Here is an 18970-nt window from a genome sequence, read left to right as displayed (position 1 = left end):
ATTTCCGGGAGCAGGGGCGCAGCGGTTACAGGGTGGCGGGCAGCGGCATCTTCATCCAGCGCTGGGACAGGCCGGTCAGGCGGCCGTCGGCCTTGAGCTTGGTGATGATGGCGTCCACCTTCTGCAGCAGCGCCGGCTCGCCCTTGGCCACGCCGATGTAGCAGGGCGTGTCCTCCACCGCGAACTTCACGTCCAGCTGGCGCAGCCTGGTGCGCTCGTTGACGGCGTTGGCCACGATGTTGCCCAGCGTCACCAGCTGCACCTGGCCCGTCAGATAGCTTTGCGCGGTGGCGTTGTTGTCCTCGTAGCGCTTGATGGTGGCCGAGGCCGGCGCCACCTGCGTGAGGGCCAGGTCCTCGGTGGAGCCGCGCGTCACGCCCACGGTCTTGCCGGCCAGGTCGGCAGGGGCCTTGATGCTCACGTCCTTGGGGCCGTAGACGCTCTTGGGGAAGGGGGCATAGGCCTGGGTGAAGTCGATCACCTTGGCGCGCTCGGCGTTCTTGCCCAGGCTGGAGATGACGATGTCGGCCTTGCCCGTGGTCAGGAAGGGGATGCGGTTGGTGCTGGTCACGGGCACCAGCTCCACCTTCACGCCCAGCTCCTGGGCCACCAGGGCGGCCATGTCGATGTCATAGCCCTGCAGCTTCAGGTCGGTGCCCAGCGAGCCGAAGGGCGGGAAGTCCTGCGGAATCGCCACGCGCAGCACGCCGGCCTTCTGGATGTTGGCCAGCATGTCGGCATGGGCTGCGCCGCCCAGGCCGGCAGCGGCCAGGGTGGCGGCCGCCAGGGCGGTGCGGATGAATGCGCGGCGGGGTGTCAGGGGGGAAGTCATGCGAAAGCTCCTTCGGAAGGTGGGGTGAGGCGAAAGGAAAGCGGGTCCGGTTCGGGCGCTGGTGTATCGGGCGCCGTTGTGTCGTGCGCCGTTGCGTCGGGCTCCGGTGTGTCGAGATCGATGCCGCTGCGCCTTGCGGCCGACAGCAGGTGGGCGCGCATGGCGCCCGCGGCACCCGGCGCATCGCCTGCGCAGACGGCCTGCACGATGGCGTCGTGCTCGCGCACGGGCTGGTCGTCGGCGCCGCTCCAGGCAAAGGGCAGGCGCAGGCTGTGGCTGATGGCCAGCTCCAGCTGGCGCGCCATGGCCACCAGGCCCGGGTTGCCCGACAGCTGGGCCAGCAGCAGGTGGAACTGCAGATCGGCGTCGGCGGCGGCCAGCAGGTCGCTGCGGTCCAGGGCGTGGGCCAGCTGGGACTGGGTCCATTGCAGCTGGCGCAGGCCGCTGTCGTCGGCGCGCACGGCCGCCAGCGCGGCCCAGCCCGGCTCCAGCACCAGGCGCAGCTCGATCAGCTGGCGCGGCGACAGCGTGCCCAGCGCCGGGGTGGCATAGGCGCGGTGCATGCGTGCACGGCCGCTGTGCGGGCCGTTGATGCGCACGCCCTTGCCCGGCTGGATCTCGACCAGGCCCAGGGCCTCCAGCATGGACAGCGCCTCGCGCAGCGAAGCGCGGCTGATGCCCAGCTGCCGGGCCAGCTCGCGCTGCGGCGGCAGCTGGCTGCCGCCGGGATAGTGGCCGCTCAGGATGTGCTGCTGCAGCGTCTGGGCCATCGAGATCGGAATGCTTTGCATGGGCTGGCGCGGGTGGAGGGTTTTGGCCTGACTGGTCAGACCACGTACCCAGCAGATAGCGAATTGCGTGCCAGATGCAAAAAAAGGAGCGTTGTCCTCAGGCACTGCAAAGAATCCGGGGCGATGGGGTATCGACAATCCGCCCCGAAGGCGCCGCCGGCGGCCCGCGCTGCCGCGCTTTGGTGCAGTGCCGCATGGCTTTGTGCAGGCCTGCCCCGAATGCGGGCGTAAAACCCGCACTGCAGGCCGCCGCCAGCCGCCGTAGAATCCCGGGCTTTGGCCCGAGGAGCGTTGCAGCGCGGCACCCGCCCATCCGTACACCGGATCGCGTGCCGCGTCAGGCTTGGGCCAGGTGCAGGTTCCCGGCCGGACCGCGCCCACGGTGCCAACGACGCTCACCTGTTGCCATGCCGTTTTTGCAGGTGAGCTTGATGTCGTCCTCTTTCACTCCCCCTCCCATGCGTCTGTCGGGCCTGGAGCCTGTCTCCATCGGCGAGGGCACGCTGTTCGTCAACGTGGGCGAGCGCACCAACGTCACGGGCTCCAAGGCCTTTGCGCGCATGATCCTCAACGAGCAGTACGAGGAAGCGCTGTCCGTGGCTCGCCAGCAGGTGGAAAACGGCGCCCAGGTGATCGACGTGAACATGGACGAGGCCATGCTGGACAGCAAGGCCGCCATGGTGCGCTTCCTGAACCTCATCGCCTCCGAGCCCGACATCGCCAAGGTGCCGGTCATGGTGGACAGCTCCAAGTGGGAAGTCATCGAGGCCGGACTGCGCTGTCTGCAGGGCAAGGGCATCGTCAACTCCATCTCCATGAAGGAAGGCCTGGATGAATTCAAGCGCCAGGCCCGGCTGATCAGGCGCTACGGCGCGGCCGCCGTGGTCATGGCCTTCGACGAGAAGGGCCAGGCCGACACCTACCAGCGCAAGATCGAGATCTGCGAGCGCGCCTACCGCATCCTGGTGGACGAGGTGGGCTTCCCGCCCGAGGACATCGTCTTCGACCCCAACATCTTCGCCGTGGCCACCGGCATCGAGGAGCACGACAACTACGCCGTGGACTTCATCGAGGCCGTGCGCTGGATCAAGAAGAATCTGCCCGGCGCCAAGGTCTCGGGCGGCGTCTCCAACGTGAGCTTCAGCTTCCGCGGCAACGACCCCGTGCGCGAGGCCATCCACACCGTGTTCCTGTACCACGCCATCTCGGCGGGCATGGACATGGGCATCGTCAACGCCGGCATGGTCGGCGTCTATGACGACCTGGAGCCCCAGCTGCGCGAGCGCGTGGAAGACGTGGTGCTCAACCGCCGCCCTGACGCTGCGGAACGCCTGCTGGAGATTGCCGACGCCGCCAAGGGCGCCGCCAAGGACGACAGCAAGAAGCTCGAATGGCGCGGCACGCCCGAGAACCCGAAGACCGTGGGCGAGCGCCTGTCGCACGCCCTGGTGCACGGCATCACCGACTTCATCGTCGCCGACACCGAAGAGGCCTACCAGCAGATCGTGGTGCAGGGCGGCGGCCGCCCGCTGCACGTGATCGAAGGCCCGCTCATGGACGGCATGAACATCGTGGGCGACCTGTTCGGCGCCGGCAAGATGTTCCTGCCCCAGGTGGTCAAGTCGGCGCGCGTGATGAAGCAGGCCGTGGCCCACCTCGTGCCCTACATCGAAGAGGAAAAGCGCCAGCAGGAAGCGGCGGGCCTGGACGTGTCCAGCAAGGGCAAGATCGTCATCGCCACCGTCAAGGGCGATGTGCACGACATCGGCAAGAACATCGTCACCGTGGTCCTGCAGTGCAACAACTTCGAGGTCATCAACATGGGCGTGATGGTGCCCTGCCATGAGATCCTGGCCCGGGCCAAGGCCGAGGGCGCGGACATCATCGGCCTGTCGGGCCTGATCACGCCCAGCCTCGAAGAGATGCAATACGTCGCCGGCGAGATGCACAAGGACGACTACTTCCGCATCAAGAAGATTCCGCTGCTGATCGGCGGCGCCACCTGCTCGCGCGTGCACACCGCCGTCAAGATCGCGCCCAAGTACGAAGGCCCCGTGGTCTACGTGCCCGATGCCTCGCGCAGCGTCAGCGTGGCCCAGAGCCTGCTGGGCGAGAACAAGGGCAACTACCTGGCCGAGATCCAGGCCGACTACGACAAGGTCCGCACCCAGCACGCCAACAAGAAGAAGACACCGCTGTGGCCTCTGGCAAAGGCCCGCGCCAACGCCACGCCCGTGGACTTCTCCCAGGCCCCCGTGGCGCCGCGCGCCCTGGGCCGGCGCGTGTTCCGCAACTTCGACCTGGCCGAGATCGCCGAATACATCGACTGGGGCCCGTTCTTCCAGACCTGGGACCTGGCCGGCCCCTATCCGGCCATCCTCGACGACGAGATCGTCGGCGTTGAGGCGCGCAAGGTGCTGGCCGACGGCCAGGCCATGCTCAGGAAGATCATCGAAGGCCGCTGGCTGCAGGCCAATGGCGCCATCGGCCTGTTCCCGGCCAACCGCGTGGGCGATGACATCGAGTTCTACGCCGACGAGTCCCGTAGCCAGGTGCTGATGACCTGGTACGGCATGCGCCAGCAGACCGAAAAGCAGATGGTGGAAGGCCCGGATGGCCAGCCCGTGATGCGCCCCAGCCGCTGCCTGTCCGACTTCGTGGCCACCAAGGAATCGGGCATCCAGGACTACGCGGGCCTGTTCGCCGTCACGGCCGGCATCGGCGCCGAGAAGAAGGACAAGGAGTTCGAAGACGCGCTGGACGACTACTCCGGCATCATGTTCAAGGCCCTGGCCGACCGCCTGGCCGAGGCCTTCGCCGAATGCCTGCACCAGCGCGTGCGCAAGGACCTGTGGGGCTATGCGCCCGACGAGGACCTCAGCAACGAAGCGCTGATCAAGGAACAGTACAAGGGCGTGCGCCCCGCGCCCGGCTACCCGGCCTGCCCCGACCACAGCGCCAAGACCGACCTGTTCGCCGTGCTCAAGGCCGACGAGATCGGCATGAGCCTGACCGAAAGCCTGGCCATGAACCCGGCCTCCAGCGTCAGCGGCTTCTACATCGGCCACCCCGACGCCGTCTACTTCAACGTCGGCGAGATCGGCGAGGACCAACTGGCCGACATGGCCGCGCGCCGGGGCATGGACATCGAGGAACTGCGCCGGTTGCTGGCGCCGAATCTGGGGTGAGAACGTTTGTCCGCGCGGACTGGTGCCGCGCGTTGCAAGAAAAAAGCCAGGGCATGCCCTGGCTTTTTCATGGACGCCGCCGCAGCGGCATTCAGCGCTCGATCAGAGCCCGATTTCCTTGTTGTACGCCTTGCGCGCCGCCACGGCCGTGTCCGTGAAGTCGGTGAACACGCCGTCGATGCCCAGGCGGTAGTAGGTCAGGTATTCCTGCACGGGATCGCCCTTGTACAGGCCGGCCAAGCGGCCCGGCTCGTTGCGGAAGGTGAAGCTGTGCACGATCAGGCCGGCCTTGTGGGCGTCGCGGATCAGGCCCGTGTCCTTGACGGTGTTCACGTCCTTGAGGCCGGCGCCGTCCTTGTAGGGCACGACGGAGTGGGCCAGGACCTGGGGCTTCCAGGGGCCGATGCCGTCGGCATAGGTCTTGATGTCGGCCAGGCCTGCGGGCGTGAGCATGGCGGCGAAGGTGCGGGCGTCGCCGGCCAGGGTCCAGCTGTAGGGGCGGCCGCTGATGAAGGTCCACTCATCGTTGGTGATGTAGACCATGGAGCCGTCGCGCAGGCTGAAGTCGTTGCCGTCGATCAGCTGCACGCCCTTGGCCTTCATGCCGGCCTGGCGCAGGTACTTGAGGCTGGCCGGGTCGAAGCTCTGGATGTAGATGGCCGAGTCCTTGGCGTTGAGCTTGTTCTGGTCCAGCAGCTTGATCACCGCATCTTCGAAGGGGCGCGAGCCGGGTGCGCCGCAGCCGTTGGCGATCGCCTGCTGGTTGTTCCAGTAGGGGTTCTTGGTCTCGGCGTAGACGGGGATGGTGCGGCCCAGGGCCTTGCCCTTGGCGGCGGCGATGTCCAGCACGTCCTGGGCGCTGATCAGGGGCAGCTTGCCGTTCCACTCGGTGGGGCGCTCGCTGCGGTTGTCCAGGATGGTGCCGGTCAGCCAGCTGCGCAGCTCCTGCAGCGTGAAGTCGCTGATGGACCAGTCGTTGCGGTGGTCCTCGCCATCGACCACCAGGGCCTTGAGCACGGACTTGGGATCGTTGGCGTCCAGCTGGTCGCTCAGGTATTGCGAGGGGCCGTTGGCAGGCACGGCGGGGTACTTCACGTTGACCAGCACGCCGGCCGTGGTGCGCTGGCGGCGTGCCACTTCGGCATTGGTCTTGGCCACGTCGGCCACGTTGGTGCTGTCGCTGAGCCAGGCGTTGTGGCGGGCGACCAGCTGGCAGTCCTTCGTCATGTGCATGTCGAGTTCGAGCATGTCCGCGCCCGCGTCGGCGGCGGCCTCGTAGGCCATGCGCGTCTGCTCCGGGAACTTGCCCGAGAAGCCGCGGTGGGCGATCACCTGGGGCTGCTTTCCGTCGAGCGTGAGGTAGAACGAGCCGCCGTCGCCGCCGCAGGCCGTGAGGACTGCAGCCGCGCACAGGGACGCGAGCAGGGGAGTGCGGGAAAAGGACATAGGACGTTGGGTCATATCCGAGCAGTGGTGGGTTGATGAACGGCGCGCAATGCGCCAACTCAGCAGCGTATGCAGTCAGCCGTGTCGGCACCATGACAGTGCGTACCGTATGGCCCAGATTGGCGTTTTAGCGACGGTCGGTGGAAATTTGCCGACCCTCCGACACAGGGTTATCCCCCGAACAGGGGCGCCAGCGTGGCGCGCAGGCGGTCGCTGGCGTCGGGCGCCTCGGGCGGGCGGATCTCCAGCGAGCGTTCCACCGTGCCGATGTGCTCCAGCAGCAGGGCCTTGGCGCCCTCGGTGTCGCCGCGCTCCAGCGCCTCGACGATGCGTTCGTGCTCGGCGCAGGACTGGCTGGCGCTGTGCGTGGACTGGAACAATGTGGCCGCCAGCGTGGTGCGAGCCGTGAGGTCGCGCAGGGTGAGCGCCAGCAGGCGGTGGCCCATCTGCTCGGCCAGGCAGACATGGAAGTCGGCCAGCAGGAAGGCGCGCGTGGCCGCGTCGGCGCCGGCAATGGCTTCCTGCTCCTGGGCGATGTGGCGGCGCAGCTGGCCGATCACGCTTTGCAGGGGGCGGCCGGCCTCGCCCAGGATGCCGGTCTCGATGATGCGGCGCGCCGCGAAGGCGTCCTGCGCCTCCTCGGCCGAGGGCTGGACCACGTACCAGCCGCGCCGGGGCTGCACCTGCACGAAGCCGCGCGCCTGCAGTTGCATCAGCGCCTCGCGCACCATGGTGCGGCTGACCGCGAAGTTGTCGGCCAGCTCCTGCTCCCCCAGCCGTTCGCCGGGCGCCAGTTTCTGGGCCAGGATGGCTTCGACGACGCGCTCGGCGATGTGCTGGGGGCTTACAGGTGTCATTGCGTTGCAGGGTGGGCAGGAGTCACGGTTGCGGGGACGGCGGCGGCGCCGGAGGGCTCGGCGTCGGGCCCCTGATTGTCGGCCAGGCCGTCGAGCACGGCATGGGCGCGCTCGCGGTCGATGTCACCTTCCCAGGCGGCGATGGCCACGGTGGCCACGCAGTTGCCGATCAGGTTGCCCAGCGCGCGGGCAATGCCCATGAACCAGTCCACCGACAGCACCAGCACCAGGCCGATGGCGGGGATGGCCGGAATCGCATGCAGCGTGGCCGCCAGCACCACGATGGCCGAGCCCGGCACGCCGTGGGCGCCCTTGGAGGTCACCAGCGCAATCGCCAGGATGGTCAGCAGGTCGGCCATGCCGATGGGCGTGTTCGTGGCCTGGGCGATGAACACGGCCGCCAGCGTGATGTAGATGGAGAAGGCGTCCAGGTTGAACGAGTAGCCCGTGGGAATCACCAGGCCCACGGTGGAGTCGCGCACGCCCATGTTGCGCAGCTTGGCCATGATCTGGGGCAGCACGCTGTCCGAGGAGGTGGTGGCGAAGACCACCATCAGCTCCTCGCGCAGGTAGCGCAGCAGCTTGATCAGGCTGAAGCCCGAAAAGCGCATCACCAGGCCCAGCACCACGAAGACGAAGAAGATCACGGCCACGTAGAACAGCAGCACCAGCATGCCCAGCTGCTTGAGCGAGCCGATGCCGTACTGGCCCACGGTGAACGAGATCGCACCCAGCACGCCCAGCGGGGCCAGCTTGATGAGGATGCCCATGATCTTGAACAGCACGTTCGACAGCGTGTCGATCAGCGCATGCACGGGCGCGCCGCGCTCGCCCAGCATGGTCAGCGCGCAGCCGAACAGCACGGCGAACAGCAGCACCTGCAGCACGTCGCCCGTGGCAAAGGCCTGCACCACGGTGGTGGGGATGAGCTTCATCAGGAAGTCCACCGTGCCGCCGCTGGTCAGCTTGTCGGCGTTGCTGGCATAGGCGCTCATGGCCGAGGCGTCGAGCTTGCTCGGGTCCACGTTCATGCCCGCGCCGGGCTGGAACACGAAGGCCAGCACCAGGCCCAGCACCAGGGCGATGGTGGTCAGCACCTCGAAGTAGATCAGCGACTTGACGCCGACCCGGCCCACGCGCTTGAGGTCGCCTGCGCCCGCGATGCCGTGCACCACCACGCAGAACACCAGCACGGGAATGATCATCTTGATGAGCTTGATGAAGCCATCGCCCAGGGGCTTGAGCTTCACGGCCCATTCAGGGGCCAATATTCCGGCGAGCACACCCAGGATGAGTGCGATCACCACCTGTCCGAACAGTGATCTGGCAAAGCGGCGCATAGTCGTCTTTCGCAAGTTGTGGAATCTTGTATGCAAGTGGATTTACAACTTGCATGCAAGAATGTAGACAAGCGAAACGCGTGCCAGCAGAGGGTATTCCCTGCAGATTTGCGGCACTCCAGAGAGCATCAGCCCTGACTTTTTCTGCATGAAATCCGCCGATGCGGGCGGGCCTCCCCGCCGTGGTGCAGGGCGGGTGGCCGTCATGCCCGCGCATGGTGCGCAGGCGGGTGCGCGTGCGGGGCGCAGGCCCCGTGGCGGGGCATGCGCGGCATGCGCGGGCGCGGTGCCTTGCGCACCGCACCGGGATCAGCGCAGGTTGCGCTCCATCGCGCGGTCCTTGATGAAGAAGGCCGCGAACAGGCCCAGCGTCACGCCGAACATCACATAGAAGGCCGGCGCCATGGGCGAGCCCGTGGAGCGGATCAGCCAGGTCACGATGAACTGCGCGAAGCCGCCGAAGATCATCACCGCCACGTTGTAGGCCATGGACATGCCGGCCGAACGCACCTGGGGCGGGAACAGCTCGGCCATCACCGTGCTGAACACGCCGAAGAACACGGCCACGAACACGCAGACCACCAGCTGGGTGATCAGCAGCTTCTGCACCGTGGGGCCGTCGGTCAGCCAGGCATACAGCGGGTAGAGCACCACCAGGTAGCCGATCAGCGAGCCGATGGTCAGCATGCGGCGGCCCACGCGGTCCGACAGGGCGCCGAAGAACGGCATGATCACCACCATCAGCGCGGCGCCGGCCATCTGCACCATGAAGGCATCGCGCATGGGCAGCTTCAGCGTCACCGTGGCATAGGTCACCAGATAGGTGAAGGTGATGTAGATGGACACCGTGGCCGTGACCACCAGGCCCATGCCCACCAGCGTCTCGCGCGCATGCGTGCGCAGCATCTCCATGATGCCGATCTGGCGCGCCTTGCCGCTGGCCTGAGCGGCCTGCATTTCCTTGAAGACCTCGGGCTCCTCCACATGGCGGCGGATGTACAGCGCCACGGGAACGATCAGCAGGCCCACGGCGAAGGGCACGCGCCAGGCCCAGGCCATCAGTTCCTCCTCGGTGAAGATCTCGGTGATCAGCGTGCCCGTGGCCGCGCCGATCAGCAGGGCCAGCATCTGGCCGGCCATCTGCCAGGAACCATAGAAGCCGCGCTTGCCGGGCGGTGCCAGCTCGATCAGCAGTGCCGTGGACGTGCCGAACTCGCCGCCGGCCGCAAAGCCCTGCAGCAGCCGTGCCAGCACGATGAACAGCGGCGCCAGGATGCCCACCGCCGCATAGGTGGGCGCCAGCGTGATCAGCGCGATCGCCACGGCCATCAGGCCCGTCACCATCACCATGGCCGCCTTGCGGCCCTTGCGGTCCCCGTACAGGCCCAGCAGGATGCCGCCCACGGGCCGCATGAAAAAGCCCACGCCGAACACGGCCGTGGTCATCAGGATGCGGTTGATGTTGTCGTCCGGATTGTCGGGATTGCTGGGGAAGAACAGCTTGGCGACGATGGGTGTCATGAAGGCGAACACCAGGAAGTCATACCACTCCAGCGCGTTGCCGATGACGGCAGCCACGATGTTGCGGGTCGAGACGGTTTGCTTGGTCAAAGCAGGGTCCATTTCCGAAAAGGGATTGAAAAGACGGCAGTCACGCCCGGGGCATGGGTCGGCGTGCCTGCCCGGGCCGCAACCCGGGCGTACACTGCTTCGCCATATGCAATGCCTATGCCATGGCCTGCGTCGTCCACGAAGGGCGGCGCAGGCCATGGCGCAGATGGAACTACATGACTACCTGGAAAAACACCCGCGACTGGCTGGAAACACTGGTCGCATTCGACACCACCAGCCGCAACTCCAACCTGGCGCTGATCGAGTGTGTACGCGATGAGTTGGCCACGCTGGGCGTGAGTGCCCGATTGTTCCACTCTCCGGACGGCGCCAAGGCCAATCTCTTCGCCACTTTGCCGGCCCACAACGGCGAAACGCAGGGTGGCATCGTGCTGTCCGGCCATACCGACGTGGTTCCGGTCGATGGCCAGCAGTGGAGCACCAACCCCTTTGCGCTCACCGAAAAGGGCGGGCGCCTGTATGGCCGCGGCAGCTGCGACATGAAGGGCTTCATCGCCGCCTCGCTGGCGCTGGTGCCCGAATTCCTGGCCACGCAGCGCGCCAGGCCCGTGCACCTGGCCTTCTCGTACGACGAGGAAATCGGCTGCGCGGGCGCGCCCGTGATGATCAACCAGCTCAAGGCCGAGGGCGCGCGCTTCGACGGCTGCGTGGTCGGCGAGCCCACCAGCATGCAGGTGGTGGTGGCGCACAAGGGCATCAACCTCTACCGCTGCCGCGTGCACGGCAAGGCCGCGCATTCGTCGCTCACGCCGCGCGGCAGCAATGCCATCGAGTATGCGGCGCGGTTGATCTGTCGCATCCGGGACATCGCCGACCACTTCAAGGCGCATGGCCCCTACGACGAATTCTTCGACGTGCCCTTCACCACCATGACCACCAACCAGATCCAGGGTGGCATCGCGGTCAACACCATCCCCGAGCTGTGCGAATTCGCCTATGAATTCCGCAACCTGCCCGGCATGTCGGTGGATGGCATCCAGGCCCAGGTCGAGTCCTATGTGCGCGACGAACTGCTGCCGCGCATGCGCGCCGAGTTCGCCGACGCGCGCATCGAGATCGAGACCGGCGCCAGCGCGCCCGCGCTGGAAGCCTCGGAGGAGGCCGCCATCACCCAGCTGGTGCGCGCGCTGACCGCCGACCAGGAAAAGCGCAAGGTGGCCTACGGCACCGAGGCCGGCCTGTTCCACAACGCCGGCATTCCCACCGTGGTCTGCGGCCCCGGCTCCATCGAGCAGGCGCACAAGCCCGACGAGTTCGTCGAGCTGGCCCAGCTCGACGCCTGCGAGCGCTTCCTCAGCAAAATGGGCACGAGTCTGTGATCACCCCCTGAGTCGCTTCGCGCCTTCCCCCTCTCTTCGGAGGGGGGCGTACGGGCAGCCGGCGACACCCTTGCTGCGGGGCGGCGCGGCCGGCGTAGGCCCTTGCTCGGTGTCCCTCGCCTTGGGGGCGCGGGAGTTTCGAGGTCAAGCTCAAGAAATCTCGTCTTGCCCCGCTCAGCGCACAGGAATGGCGATGGGCCGCAGCGGCGCGGCGTCGCCGCCGCGGATCTTGAGCGGGCCGCCGATGAAGGCGAACTCGTAGACCTTGTCGCGCGACAGATCGTCCAGCGCCACCAGTTCCATGATGGGCACGCCCTTTTGCGCCAGCAGGTAGCTGTGCAGCGGTACGTAGTCGTCGTCCACCTCGGACGGGAACGTCTCCAGGCTCAGGTTGTCGGCGCCCACGATCATGGCGCCGCCTTCCTCCACCAGAAAGCGCGCGGCATCCAGGCCCAGGCCCGGCGGCTTGGCCATGTAGGCCTGGGGCTGGCCGTACAGCTTCATGCGGCCCGTGCGCACCAGCACGATGTCGCCCTCCTGCAGCGTCACCTTCTGGCGTGCCAGCGCATCCTTGAGGTCCTGGCGCGTGATGCGGTACTGGTCGGGCAGCATCTCCAGGCCCTTGGCGGCCGCCACGTCGATCAGCACGCCGCGCGCCACCAGCGGCGGGAATTTCTCTATGCCCGTGCGCTGCCAGCCCCGGTCGCCCAGATGCTGGTCGGCGCTGAAGCCGTTCCAGATCCTGCCGCGGATGCCGAAGTGGTTGAGCGCATCGATGTGCGTGCCCGTGTGGCTGTACATGGAAAACGCCGTGCCCGTGTAGCTGCGCGTGGCGTTCATGTCCTTGCCCACGTTCATGGGATCGTCCACCACGGTGCCGCGCGGCGTGTGCGTCATCCAGAACTGGTAGTGCGGATCGCCCGCGTCCTGCCAGCTGGGCATGCCCACGTAGTACTCGGTGGCCAGGTCATAGACCTGCCCGCCCGTGATGCGCTGCAGGATGGCCGCGCGCGAGGCCGGCGTGATCAGGTTCAGGCGGCCGATCTCGTCGGCAGGCCCCCAGGGGCTGGTGCCCACGTCCTGGCGTGCGCCGGCCGGGGGCTCGTGGCCGCCATGGGCCTGGGCCGCGGTGCCCGCGAAGGCGGCGGCCAGGGCGATCACGAGAGAGTGCAGCGCCATGCGGCGAGCGAAGCGTTGGAGAGTCATGGAAAAGTCCTTGGTCTGCTGAAAAAGGGCGCGCATGCCGCGCGCGAGGGAAGGCGGAAAAACGCCGATGAAAAAAGCAAAGACGGGGGCGCTCAGGCCGCCAGGAAGTGCAGGCGTTCGCGCAGCGCAGCCAGCGACTGGGTCTGCAGCGGCGGCAGGCGCGGCGCGATCAGCGTGGGAATGGAGCGCAGGCCCATGCGCTGCGCCAGCGCGCGGTCCTGGCGCACCTGCTCCAGCGCCTGGGCGCCTTCCATGCAGCCCGCGAAGGCATTGCGCTCGAAGCCCGTGCGCGTGGCGATGTCCAGCAGCACTTCGGCGTCGCCGATGTTGCGGTGCTCGCTCATGTGGGCGTGCTGGATGGCGTCGAACAGATCCCAGTGCGCGTCATCGCCGCCCAGGATCTGGGCCGCCTGGCAGGCCAGTGCGCCGGCCATGCCGCTGGGGTACTCGAAGGCCTCGCGGCGCATGCCCTCGATGTCGATGCGGTCCTCGTCGTCATGCTCCGCGCAGGCCTGCCAGTGCTCCAGGATGACCTGCTTGGCGCGCTCCATGGAGCCGAAGGCCGCCACCATCTCGGCGCGCGAGGCCTGCAGCACGAAGCTGCGGTGGCGCACGCGCAGGCCCAGCTCGCGCGCCACCTGGCGCAGGCGTGGCGACATCACGTAGCACCAGCCGCAGACCACGTCATGGAAGAAGTCGATGGCGGGGGCGACCGCGGGCGCCGCAGCAGGCGCCGCCTGCAGGGCCTGCTGCGGCGAGGGGGGCGCCGCATCCTGCGCGGGCAGGGCGCAGGAAAAATCATTGCATTGCGTCATGCTTGTGTCCTTCATGGCTGTGATGGACGGCAAGCGTAGGCCGCAGGCCCGGCGCGAAAAAGGGGCGCGCGCTTGAGGAACTCTTAACGCGGCGTCAACAATCCTCGCCCATGGCGGCAGGCAGCTCCTCGGCCAGAAAGTCCACGAAGGCGCGCACCTTGGGCAGCAGGTGGCGCTGCGTGGGATAGACCGCGTAGACATGGCGGGCCTGCGCGGCCTGGTCCGCAAGGTCCAGTGCGACCAGCTGGCCTGCCGCAATCGCCGGCCGCGCCAGGAACGAGGGCAGGGCGCCAATGCCCAGGCCCGCCACCAGCAGGTCGCGCAGCATCAGGCTGTTGTTGACGTTGGCGCGCGCCTCGGACGGCGCCTGGGAACTCTCGCCCGCTTCGCGGGGCGCATGCGCCAGGCTGTAGTTCAGCAGCGCATGGCCGCGCAGCGCGGCGGCACTGGCCGGGCGGCCATGCGCCTGCAGATAGGAAGGGGCCGCGCACAGCATCTGCGACAGCGAGGCCAGGCGCCGCGCGATCAGCGAGGAGTCCGCCAGCTCCGCGCTCAGGCGGATGGACACATCGAAGCCCTGGCCCACCGCATCCACCAACCGGTCTTCCATGGACAGGTCGATCTGCAGCTGCGGATGGCGCTGCATGAAGCGCGCCAGCAGCGGTGCCAGCGTGCTCAGCGCAAACGACAGCGGCGCATTCACGCGCAGCCGGCCGGCCACCTGCTGCGACTGTGCGCGCACCGACTGCTCCAGCGCATCGAATTCATCAAGCAGCCTGCAGCACTCTGCGTAGTAGGCCTGGCCCGTGTCGGTCAGGCTCATGCGGCGCGTGGTGCGCTGCAGCAGCACGGCGCCCAGATGGGCTTCGAGCGCGCGCAGCTGCTTGCTCAGCGCGGCCGAGGACAGGTCCAGCGCGTCGGCCGCCTTGGCGATGGAGCCCAGTTCTACGATGCGCCGGAAGGCGCGCAAGGGGGTCAGCGTATCCATGGGGAAAAAGCAAAGAGTGGCGCGCAGCGTAGCAGGCCGCTCGGGTTTGCCGGGGCATGCCTGCGGGGGCAGGGGCGACAATCGCCAGGTACGGCGCGCCCGCCGCGCCCCTTTGTCTTCACCGAATCTGTCCATCCCATGCCCCAGACCACTCCCGCCTGCCCCCAGTGCGGCCTTGAAAACACCTATCCCGACGCCACCAGCTACATCTGCCCCGACTGCGCCTTCGAATGGCCCATGCAGGCCGAAGAAGAGTCCGGCGAAGCCGCCGCTGGCGACGGCATCGTGCGCGACGCCAACGGCAATGCGCTGGCCGACGGCGACGCCGTGATCCTGGTCAAGGACCTCAAGGTCAAGGGATCGTCCACCGTGCTCAAGAAGGGCAGCAAGATCAAGGGCATCCGCCTGGTCGATGGCGCCGACGGCCACAACGTGGACTGCAAGACCGAACTGGGCTCCATGCTGCTCAAGTCGGAGTTCCTCAAGAAGGCCTGATCATGCTGGCGCTGTCGCTTGCGGTATCGGCGGTCCTCGGGCTGCTGGCGCTGTGGGTGTTTGCGCCCTTGTTCATTGCGCTGACCGCTGGCGCGGTGGTGGCCCTGCTGCTGCTGGCACTGGCCGGCCGTACGGGTCTCACGGGACGCACCGCGCGCACCCTGCCCGTGGCGGGCTGGTGGGCCGTTGCGCTGTGCGCCGGCGCGGCCTGCGTGGCCATGCTGGTGCTGCTGCCCGACCGGCTCGATGGCGCGCCCTTCCTCGCCTTCGGCATGGGCCTGCTGGCGGCCACCTGCGCCGGGGCGCTGGTCTGGTTGACGGGCTGGCTGATCGCCGGGCGGCAGCCTGTGCAGGTGTCCTGGTGGACCGGATCGGCCCTGGCCGGCCTGGGCGCCTTCCTCGCCCTGCTGCTGGGCGGCCCCGACACGGCGGGCTGGATGGCCTGGCGCGACCAGCTGCGCGGCTACGAGGCCGTGCCGCTGCGCATCACGCTGGCCGAAGCGCCCACGGCGCAGCGCGAGCAGGCCCTGGCCGAGCTGCTGCAGCCCTTGCTGGAGCAGGGCAGCCGTGCCGTCCGCCATCGCCAGTCCACGCGCTTCGGCAACTCGGTCGAGCATGCCGTGGTGCCCGCCCGCTGGCGCATCGATGGCAGGCTGCTGGAGATCATGCTGGCCGAGAAGCCACCCGCGCCCCTGCTCAGTGCCCATGTCGCTTTGCTGGAGCAGTTCGCCGCCAGCGGCCCCGCCCAGGCGGGCCAGGCACCGTCCTGGCTGATGCTGGCCAGCGCCCAATGCCTGCCGCCACCGCGCCTGCGCGAGCTGTCGCGCCTGCTGGGCCAGGGCAGCGAGCTGCTGGCCCGCGCGCGGCGCTGCACGCAGCAGCGCTCGGCGCAATTGCAGCGCCTGTGGCCGCTGCTGGCCGGCAGCGTCGAGCGCGTGGAGGTGGGCGAGGCGCGGCGCTTTCATCCGTGGCTCGGCCTGCAGCGCTGGCAGGCTGTGGCACTTCCCGACAATCCGGAGCCCTAGGCGGGCTCCACGTCCTTCCACTGGCCGGGCTCCAGGCCGTCCAGCGTGTAGGGCCCGATGGCTGCGCGCACCAGCCGCAGCGTGGGGTGGCCAATGGCCGCCGTCATGCGGCGCACCTGGCGGTTGCGGCCTTCGCGGATGACCAGTTCGATCCAGCAGTCGGGAATGTTCTGGCGCACGCGGATGGGCGGGTCGCGCTGCCACAGCACGGGCGGCGGCTCCAGCCGGCGCGCCTGCGCGGGCAGCGTCATGCCGTCGTTGAGCTGCACGCCCTGGCGCAGGGCCTGCAGCGCGGCCTCGTCGGGCAGGCCCTCGACCTGTACCCAGTAGGTCTTCTCCATCTTGAAGCGCGGATCGGCGATGCGCGCCTGCAGCGGGCCGTCATTGGTCAGCAGCAGCAATCCTTCGCTGTCGGCGTCAAGCCGGCCTGCCGCATGCACGCCCGGCACGTCGATGTATTCCTTGAGGCCACGCCAGCGGCCCTCGGGGGTGAACTGGCTGAGTACGCCGTAGGGCTTGTTGAAGCACAGCAGGCGTGAGGGGCCGGTGTCGGGCCGGTCGGCGAAGGCGGGTCGGGCGCGCAGGGCCGGGCCTGCAAAAGGGCGCAAGGGTGGGCGTTTTCTGGGTTGCATGGACTCAGCGATTGTCGTCGGGATAGACCGCACGCACGCACTCCAGCCAGGCCCTCGCCGCGCGCGTCAGATAGCCGCTGCGCCACAGCTGCACCACGTCCCAGTGCAGTTCAGGCCCCACCAGCGGGCGGCTGGACACGCGCCGGGGGTCGAACCGCGCGATCACGTGCTCGAACATCACGGCCACGCCCACGCCTTCTGCCACCAGGTCGCCGATGAAGTCCCAGTAGCGTGTCTGCAGCCGCACCTGTGGGCTGAAGCCTGCCGCCGCGCAATGCTCCAGCACGGCCTGGTGCAGGGCGAAGTCCGAGGTGTAGAACACAAAGGGCCGCCGGGCCAGCTCGCTCCAGTGCACGGGTGCGTTCGGGTCGGGCACCTCGTGCGCGGCAAAGGCCACGCGTGTCTTCTGGTGGGCGATGGTGCAGTACTCCAGGCCCTCTCCGGCCAGGTCGCCACCCGCCTCGCCCGCGCCGTGCAGGCCCAGCGCCATGTCCAGCTTGCCGTCCAGCAGCAGCTGGCGCTGGGCGCGTGCGCCCTGCTCCTGCACATGCAGTTCCACACCCGGATGCAGTTGCTGAAAGCGCGCGATCACGGGCGCCATGTAGTGCCCGGCTGTGGGCATGATGCCCACGCTCAGGCTGCCGCGCGCAATGCCATCCACCTCGGCCACCTCCTGCAGCAGCTGGCGTGACTGCTCCAGCACCTGCAGGCCGCGCGCATGGACCACCTGGCCTGCGTCGGTCAGTTGCACACCGCGCCCCTCGCGCAGCAGCAGCGGGCCGCCCAGCTCCTCCTCCAGCGCCCGCACCATCTTGCTGATGGTGGGCTGGGTCACATGCAGCGCCTCGGCCGCACGCGTGAAGCTGTTGCAGCGCACCACCTCAACAAAGTAGCGCAGCGCGCGCAGGTCCATGAGGATTCCTTTTGTGCATGGGAAAAATGGAGATTATTCATTTTACGAATCTGAGTGCAAACCCTAGGATTGCCCCATGTCAAAGATTTCCGCCATGCCCGTCCTGCGGCCGCAGGTGTTTCAGGGTCTGCTGCACCGCTGCTGGCCGCTGCTGCGCGGCGTGCTGCAGGTGGGGCTGCTCAGTGCGCTGTGGGTGGCCATGGAGGCCGTGCGCGCGCATTTCGGCTGGGGCATGCCGGCCGGGCTGATCGGCTTTGCGCTGCTGGCCACGGGCCTGTTCAGCGGGCTGGTCAAGGCGCGCTGGCTGCAGGGCGGCACCAACTGGCTGCTGGCCGAGATGCTGCTGTTCTTCGTGCCCGCCATGCTGGTCGTCACCGAATACACCGACCTGATTCAGCACCAGGGCCTGCGCATCCTGGGCGTCATCGTGGCCAGCACGGCCTGCGTGATGGCCGCCACGGCGCTGGCCGTGGACCGCGTCTACCGACTGGAGCTGTGGCTGGCCCGGCGCCGCTCCACGCGCGCCGGGCTGCACAGGGAGCAGGAATGAACGCCATGTCCGACCAGGCCATCGGTCTGCTGTCGCTGCTGGCCACGCTGGCCTGCTATGCGGCCAACAAGCGCGTGTACCGCCGCCATCCGCATCCGCTGCTCATGCCCATCGTCGCCACGCCCATGGTGCTGATCGCGCTGGCGCTGCTGACCCATGTGCGCTACCCGCAGTACATCGCCCAGACGCACTGGCTGGTCTGGCTGCTGGGCCCCACCACGGTGGCCTTTGCGCTGCCCCTGCACGAAAACCGCCACTTGCTGCGCAAGCACTGGATGTCGATCGCCACCGGCGTGCTCGTGGCCAGTGGCGTGTCCATTGCCACCACCATCTGGTTCGCACAGGCCTTCGGACTGCCCGTGGACCTGCAAAAGGGCCTGGCCGTGCGCTCGGTGACCACCCCCTTCGCCATCGAGGCCGAGCGCGTGCTGGGCGGGCCCACCGACCTGGCCGCGCTGTTCGTGCTGCTCACGGGCGTCAGCGGAATGCTCATGGGCGAGACCATCCTGCGGCTGCTGCCGCACGTGCGCAGCAAGCTGGCTGCGGGCGCCATTCTGGGTGGTGCCGCGCATGGCAGCGGGGTGGCGAAGGCGCGGCAGTTTGGGGATGTGCAGGCGGTGGTTGCTTCGTTGGTGATGATGATTGCGGGGGCGTTGAATGTGGTGGTGGCGCCTTGGGTGAGGGTGCTGTTTTTCTGAAGTGATTTGCTGAAGTGATGCGGGAGCTGCCATCCTTGACCGGGGTTTGATGGCTGGGGCTTTTGGGGGCCTGGCTGTCTTTGGGTTTGGAGCGGGATGGGGCTGCCCGTGAGGGCGTCCGCATGCCTTGCACATGGTCTTGACTCCCGCCCACCTTGTTTGTGCCTCGATTGCTTTTGGCTTAGGTGCAATCTTTTGCCCCTGCCGGGTGGTTGTTTTTCGAGGCCGGGTCTCGGCCCGGCA

17 protein-coding genes and 1 riboswitch are annotated in these 18970 nt (G+C 68.0%); of the genes, 6 read left to right on the top strand and 11 right to left on the bottom strand.

What is annotated here, in order from left to right; translation table 11 throughout:
* Nucleotides 1-25: 25 nt before the first annotated feature.
* Nucleotides 26-832, bottom strand: a complete 807-nt coding sequence (locus tag DA1_RS06215) for a transporter substrate-binding domain-containing protein (protein ID WP_013800110.1) — start codon at nt 830-832, stop codon at nt 26-28.
* Nucleotides 829-1623, bottom strand: a complete 795-nt coding sequence (locus DA1_RS06210; protein ID WP_034397708.1) for a FadR/GntR family transcriptional regulator — start codon at nt 1621-1623, stop codon at nt 829-831. The genes DA1_RS06215 and DA1_RS06210 overlap by 4 nt, the downstream gene beginning before the upstream one ends.
* Before the next feature lie 277 nt (nt 1624-1900).
* Nucleotides 1901-2027, top strand: a riboswitch (S-adenosyl-L-homocysteine riboswitch).
* 27 nt (nt 2028-2054) lie between these two features.
* On the opposite strand from DA1_RS06210, the gene metH reads away from it, so the two are divergent.
* The gene (gene metH, locus DA1_RS06205) at nt 2055-4811 is read left to right on the top strand and encodes a methionine synthase (RefSeq protein ID WP_230590951.1); all 2757 of its coding nucleotides are present in this window, start codon (nt 2055-2057) and stop codon (nt 4809-4811) included.
* Nucleotides 4812-4913: 102 nt separating this feature from the next.
* Here the strand turns inward: metH and DA1_RS06200 are convergent, their stop codons facing one another.
* The 4 genes from DA1_RS06200 to DA1_RS06185 all read right to left on the bottom strand — a co-directional run bounded on the left by DA1_RS06200 (nt 4914) and on the right by DA1_RS06185 (nt 10077).
* A complete protein-coding gene (locus DA1_RS06200) occupies nt 4914-6257 on the bottom strand; it encodes a glycerophosphodiester phosphodiesterase family protein (protein ID WP_034397710.1) in 1344 nt (447 codons plus the stop codon).
* A gap of 170 nt (nt 6258-6427) precedes the next feature.
* Nucleotides 6428-7114 carry a GntR family transcriptional regulator gene (locus tag DA1_RS06195; protein WP_034397712.1) on the bottom strand — a complete coding sequence of 229 codons (687 nt, stop codon included), beginning with the start codon at nt 7112-7114 and terminating at the stop codon, nt 6428-6430.
* The gene (locus DA1_RS06190) at nt 7111-8454 is read right to left on the bottom strand and encodes a C4-dicarboxylate transporter DctA (protein WP_034397714.1); all 1344 of its coding nucleotides are present in this window, start codon (nt 8452-8454) and stop codon (nt 7111-7113) included. Before DA1_RS06190 ends, DA1_RS06195 begins: the two co-directional genes overlap by 4 nt.
* 309 nt (nt 8455-8763) lie before the next feature.
* Nucleotides 8764-10077, bottom strand: coding sequence for an MFS transporter (locus DA1_RS06185; protein WP_012202177.1), 1314 nt, complete (start codon nt 10075-10077; stop codon nt 8764-8766).
* Between the two features lie 164 nt (nt 10078-10241).
* Between DA1_RS06185 and argE the strand changes: the two genes are divergently transcribed.
* Nucleotides 10242-11405: an acetylornithine deacetylase gene (gene argE, locus DA1_RS06180; protein WP_013800116.1), complete on the top strand. Its 1164-nt coding sequence runs from the start codon at nt 10242-10244 to the stop codon at nt 11403-11405.
* A gap of 174 nt (nt 11406-11579) precedes the next feature.
* Here argE and DA1_RS06175 read toward each other — a convergent pair whose 3' ends face one another.
* The 3 genes from DA1_RS06175 to DA1_RS06165 form a co-directional block, all read right to left on the bottom strand.
* On the bottom strand, nt 11580-12611 hold the full coding sequence (locus tag DA1_RS06175) for a cyclase family protein (RefSeq protein ID WP_016452163.1): 1032 nt from the start codon (nt 12609-12611) through the stop codon (nt 11580-11582).
* A gap of 92 nt (nt 12612-12703) precedes the next feature.
* The gene (locus tag DA1_RS06170) at nt 12704-13426 is read right to left on the bottom strand and encodes a DsbA family oxidoreductase (protein ID WP_034399065.1); all 723 of its coding nucleotides are present in this window, start codon (nt 13424-13426) and stop codon (nt 12704-12706) included.
* Nucleotides 13427-13520: 94 nt separating this feature from the next.
* Entirely contained in the window at nt 13521-14414 is an 894-nt protein-coding gene (locus tag DA1_RS06165) for a LysR family transcriptional regulator (RefSeq protein WP_034397717.1), read from the bottom strand.
* A gap of 138 nt (nt 14415-14552) precedes the next feature.
* Between DA1_RS06165 and DA1_RS06160 the strand changes: the two genes are divergently transcribed.
* Nucleotides 14553-14909, top strand: coding sequence for a zinc ribbon domain-containing protein YjdM (locus tag DA1_RS06160; RefSeq protein ID WP_013800120.1), 357 nt, complete (start codon nt 14553-14555; stop codon nt 14907-14909).
* A gap of 2 nt (nt 14910-14911) precedes the next feature.
* Nucleotides 14912-15934: a hypothetical protein gene (locus tag DA1_RS06155; RefSeq protein WP_034397720.1), complete on the top strand. Its 1023-nt coding sequence runs from the start codon at nt 14912-14914 to the stop codon at nt 15932-15934.
* Here the strand turns inward: DA1_RS06155 and DA1_RS06150 are convergent.
* On the bottom strand, nt 15931-16566 hold the full coding sequence (locus tag DA1_RS06150) for a pseudouridine synthase (RefSeq protein WP_013800122.1): 636 nt from the start codon (nt 16564-16566) through the stop codon (nt 15931-15933). The genes DA1_RS06155 and DA1_RS06150 overlap by 4 nt on opposite strands.
* A 4-nt stretch (nt 16567-16570) precedes the next feature.
* Nucleotides 16571-17479: a LysR family transcriptional regulator gene (locus DA1_RS06145; protein ID WP_034397722.1), complete on the bottom strand. Its 909-nt coding sequence runs from the start codon at nt 17477-17479 to the stop codon at nt 16571-16573.
* Between the two features lie 76 nt (nt 17480-17555).
* Here DA1_RS06145 and DA1_RS06140 point away from each other — a divergent pair, with 76 nt between their 5' ends.
* Nucleotides 17556-18029, top strand: a complete 474-nt coding sequence (locus tag DA1_RS06140) for a CidA/LrgA family protein (RefSeq protein ID WP_012202183.1) — start codon at nt 17556-17558, stop codon at nt 18027-18029.
* Between the two features lie 5 nt (nt 18030-18034).
* Entirely contained in the window at nt 18035-18727 is a 693-nt protein-coding gene (locus DA1_RS06135) for an LrgB family protein (protein ID WP_013800125.1), read from the top strand.
* Nucleotides 18728-18970: the final 243 nt, after the last annotated feature.

The sequence above is a fragment of the Delftia acidovorans NBRC 14950 genome, assembly GCF_001598795.1.
Lineage (GTDB): Bacteria > Pseudomonadota > Gammaproteobacteria > Burkholderiales > Burkholderiaceae_C > Comamonas > Comamonas acidovorans.
Note: the sequence above shows the minus strand (reverse complement) of the source record. Positions and strands in the feature narration are given on the sequence as shown.

Coding starts and splice junctions, on each gene's coding strand:
- DA1_RS06215 (WP_013800110.1), bottom strand. CDS start 832: ATGACTTCCCCCCTGACACCCCGCCGCGCATTCATCCGCACCGCCCTG.
- metH (WP_230590951.1), top strand. CDS start 2,055: ATGTCGTCCTCTTTCACTCCCCCTCCCATGCGTCTGTCGGGCCTGGAG.
- DA1_RS06190 (WP_034397714.1), bottom strand. CDS start 8,454: ATGCGCCGCTTTGCCAGATCACTGTTCGGACAGGTGGTGATCGCACTC.
- DA1_RS06165 (WP_034397717.1), bottom strand. CDS start 14,414: ATGGATACGCTGACCCCCTTGCGCGCCTTCCGGCGCATCGTAGAACTG.
- DA1_RS06135 (WP_013800125.1), top strand. CDS start 18,035: ATGTCCGACCAGGCCATCGGTCTGCTGTCGCTGCTGGCCACGCTGGCC.
- DA1_RS06210 (WP_034397708.1), bottom strand. CDS start 1,623: ATGCAAAGCATTCCGATCTCGATGGCCCAGACGCTGCAGCAGCACATC.
- DA1_RS06185 (WP_012202177.1), bottom strand. CDS start 10,077: ATGGACCCTGCTTTGACCAAGCAAACCGTCTCGACCCGCAACATCGTG.
- DA1_RS06155 (WP_034397720.1), top strand. CDS start 14,912: ATGCTGGCGCTGTCGCTTGCGGTATCGGCGGTCCTCGGGCTGCTGGCG.
- DA1_RS06145 (WP_034397722.1), bottom strand. CDS start 17,479: ATGGACCTGCGCGCGCTGCGCTACTTTGTTGAGGTGGTGCGCTGCAAC.
- DA1_RS06200 (WP_034397710.1), bottom strand. CDS start 6,257: ATGTCCTTTTCCCGCACTCCCCTGCTCGCGTCCCTGTGCGCGGCTGCA.
- DA1_RS06175 (WP_016452163.1), bottom strand. CDS start 12,611: ATGACTCTCCAACGCTTCGCTCGCCGCATGGCGCTGCACTCTCTCGTG.
- DA1_RS06160 (WP_013800120.1), top strand. CDS start 14,553: ATGCCCCAGACCACTCCCGCCTGCCCCCAGTGCGGCCTTGAAAACACC.
- DA1_RS06195 (WP_034397712.1), bottom strand. CDS start 7,114: ATGACACCTGTAAGCCCCCAGCACATCGCCGAGCGCGTCGTCGAAGCC.
- DA1_RS06170 (WP_034399065.1), bottom strand. CDS start 13,426: ATGACGCAATGCAATGATTTTTCCTGCGCCCTGCCCGCGCAGGATGCG.
- argE (WP_013800116.1), top strand. CDS start 10,242: ATGACTACCTGGAAAAACACCCGCGACTGGCTGGAAACACTGGTCGCA.
- DA1_RS06140 (WP_012202183.1), top strand. CDS start 17,556: ATGTCAAAGATTTCCGCCATGCCCGTCCTGCGGCCGCAGGTGTTTCAG.
- DA1_RS06150 (WP_013800122.1), bottom strand. CDS start 16,566: ATGCAACCCAGAAAACGCCCACCCTTGCGCCCTTTTGCAGGCCCGGCC.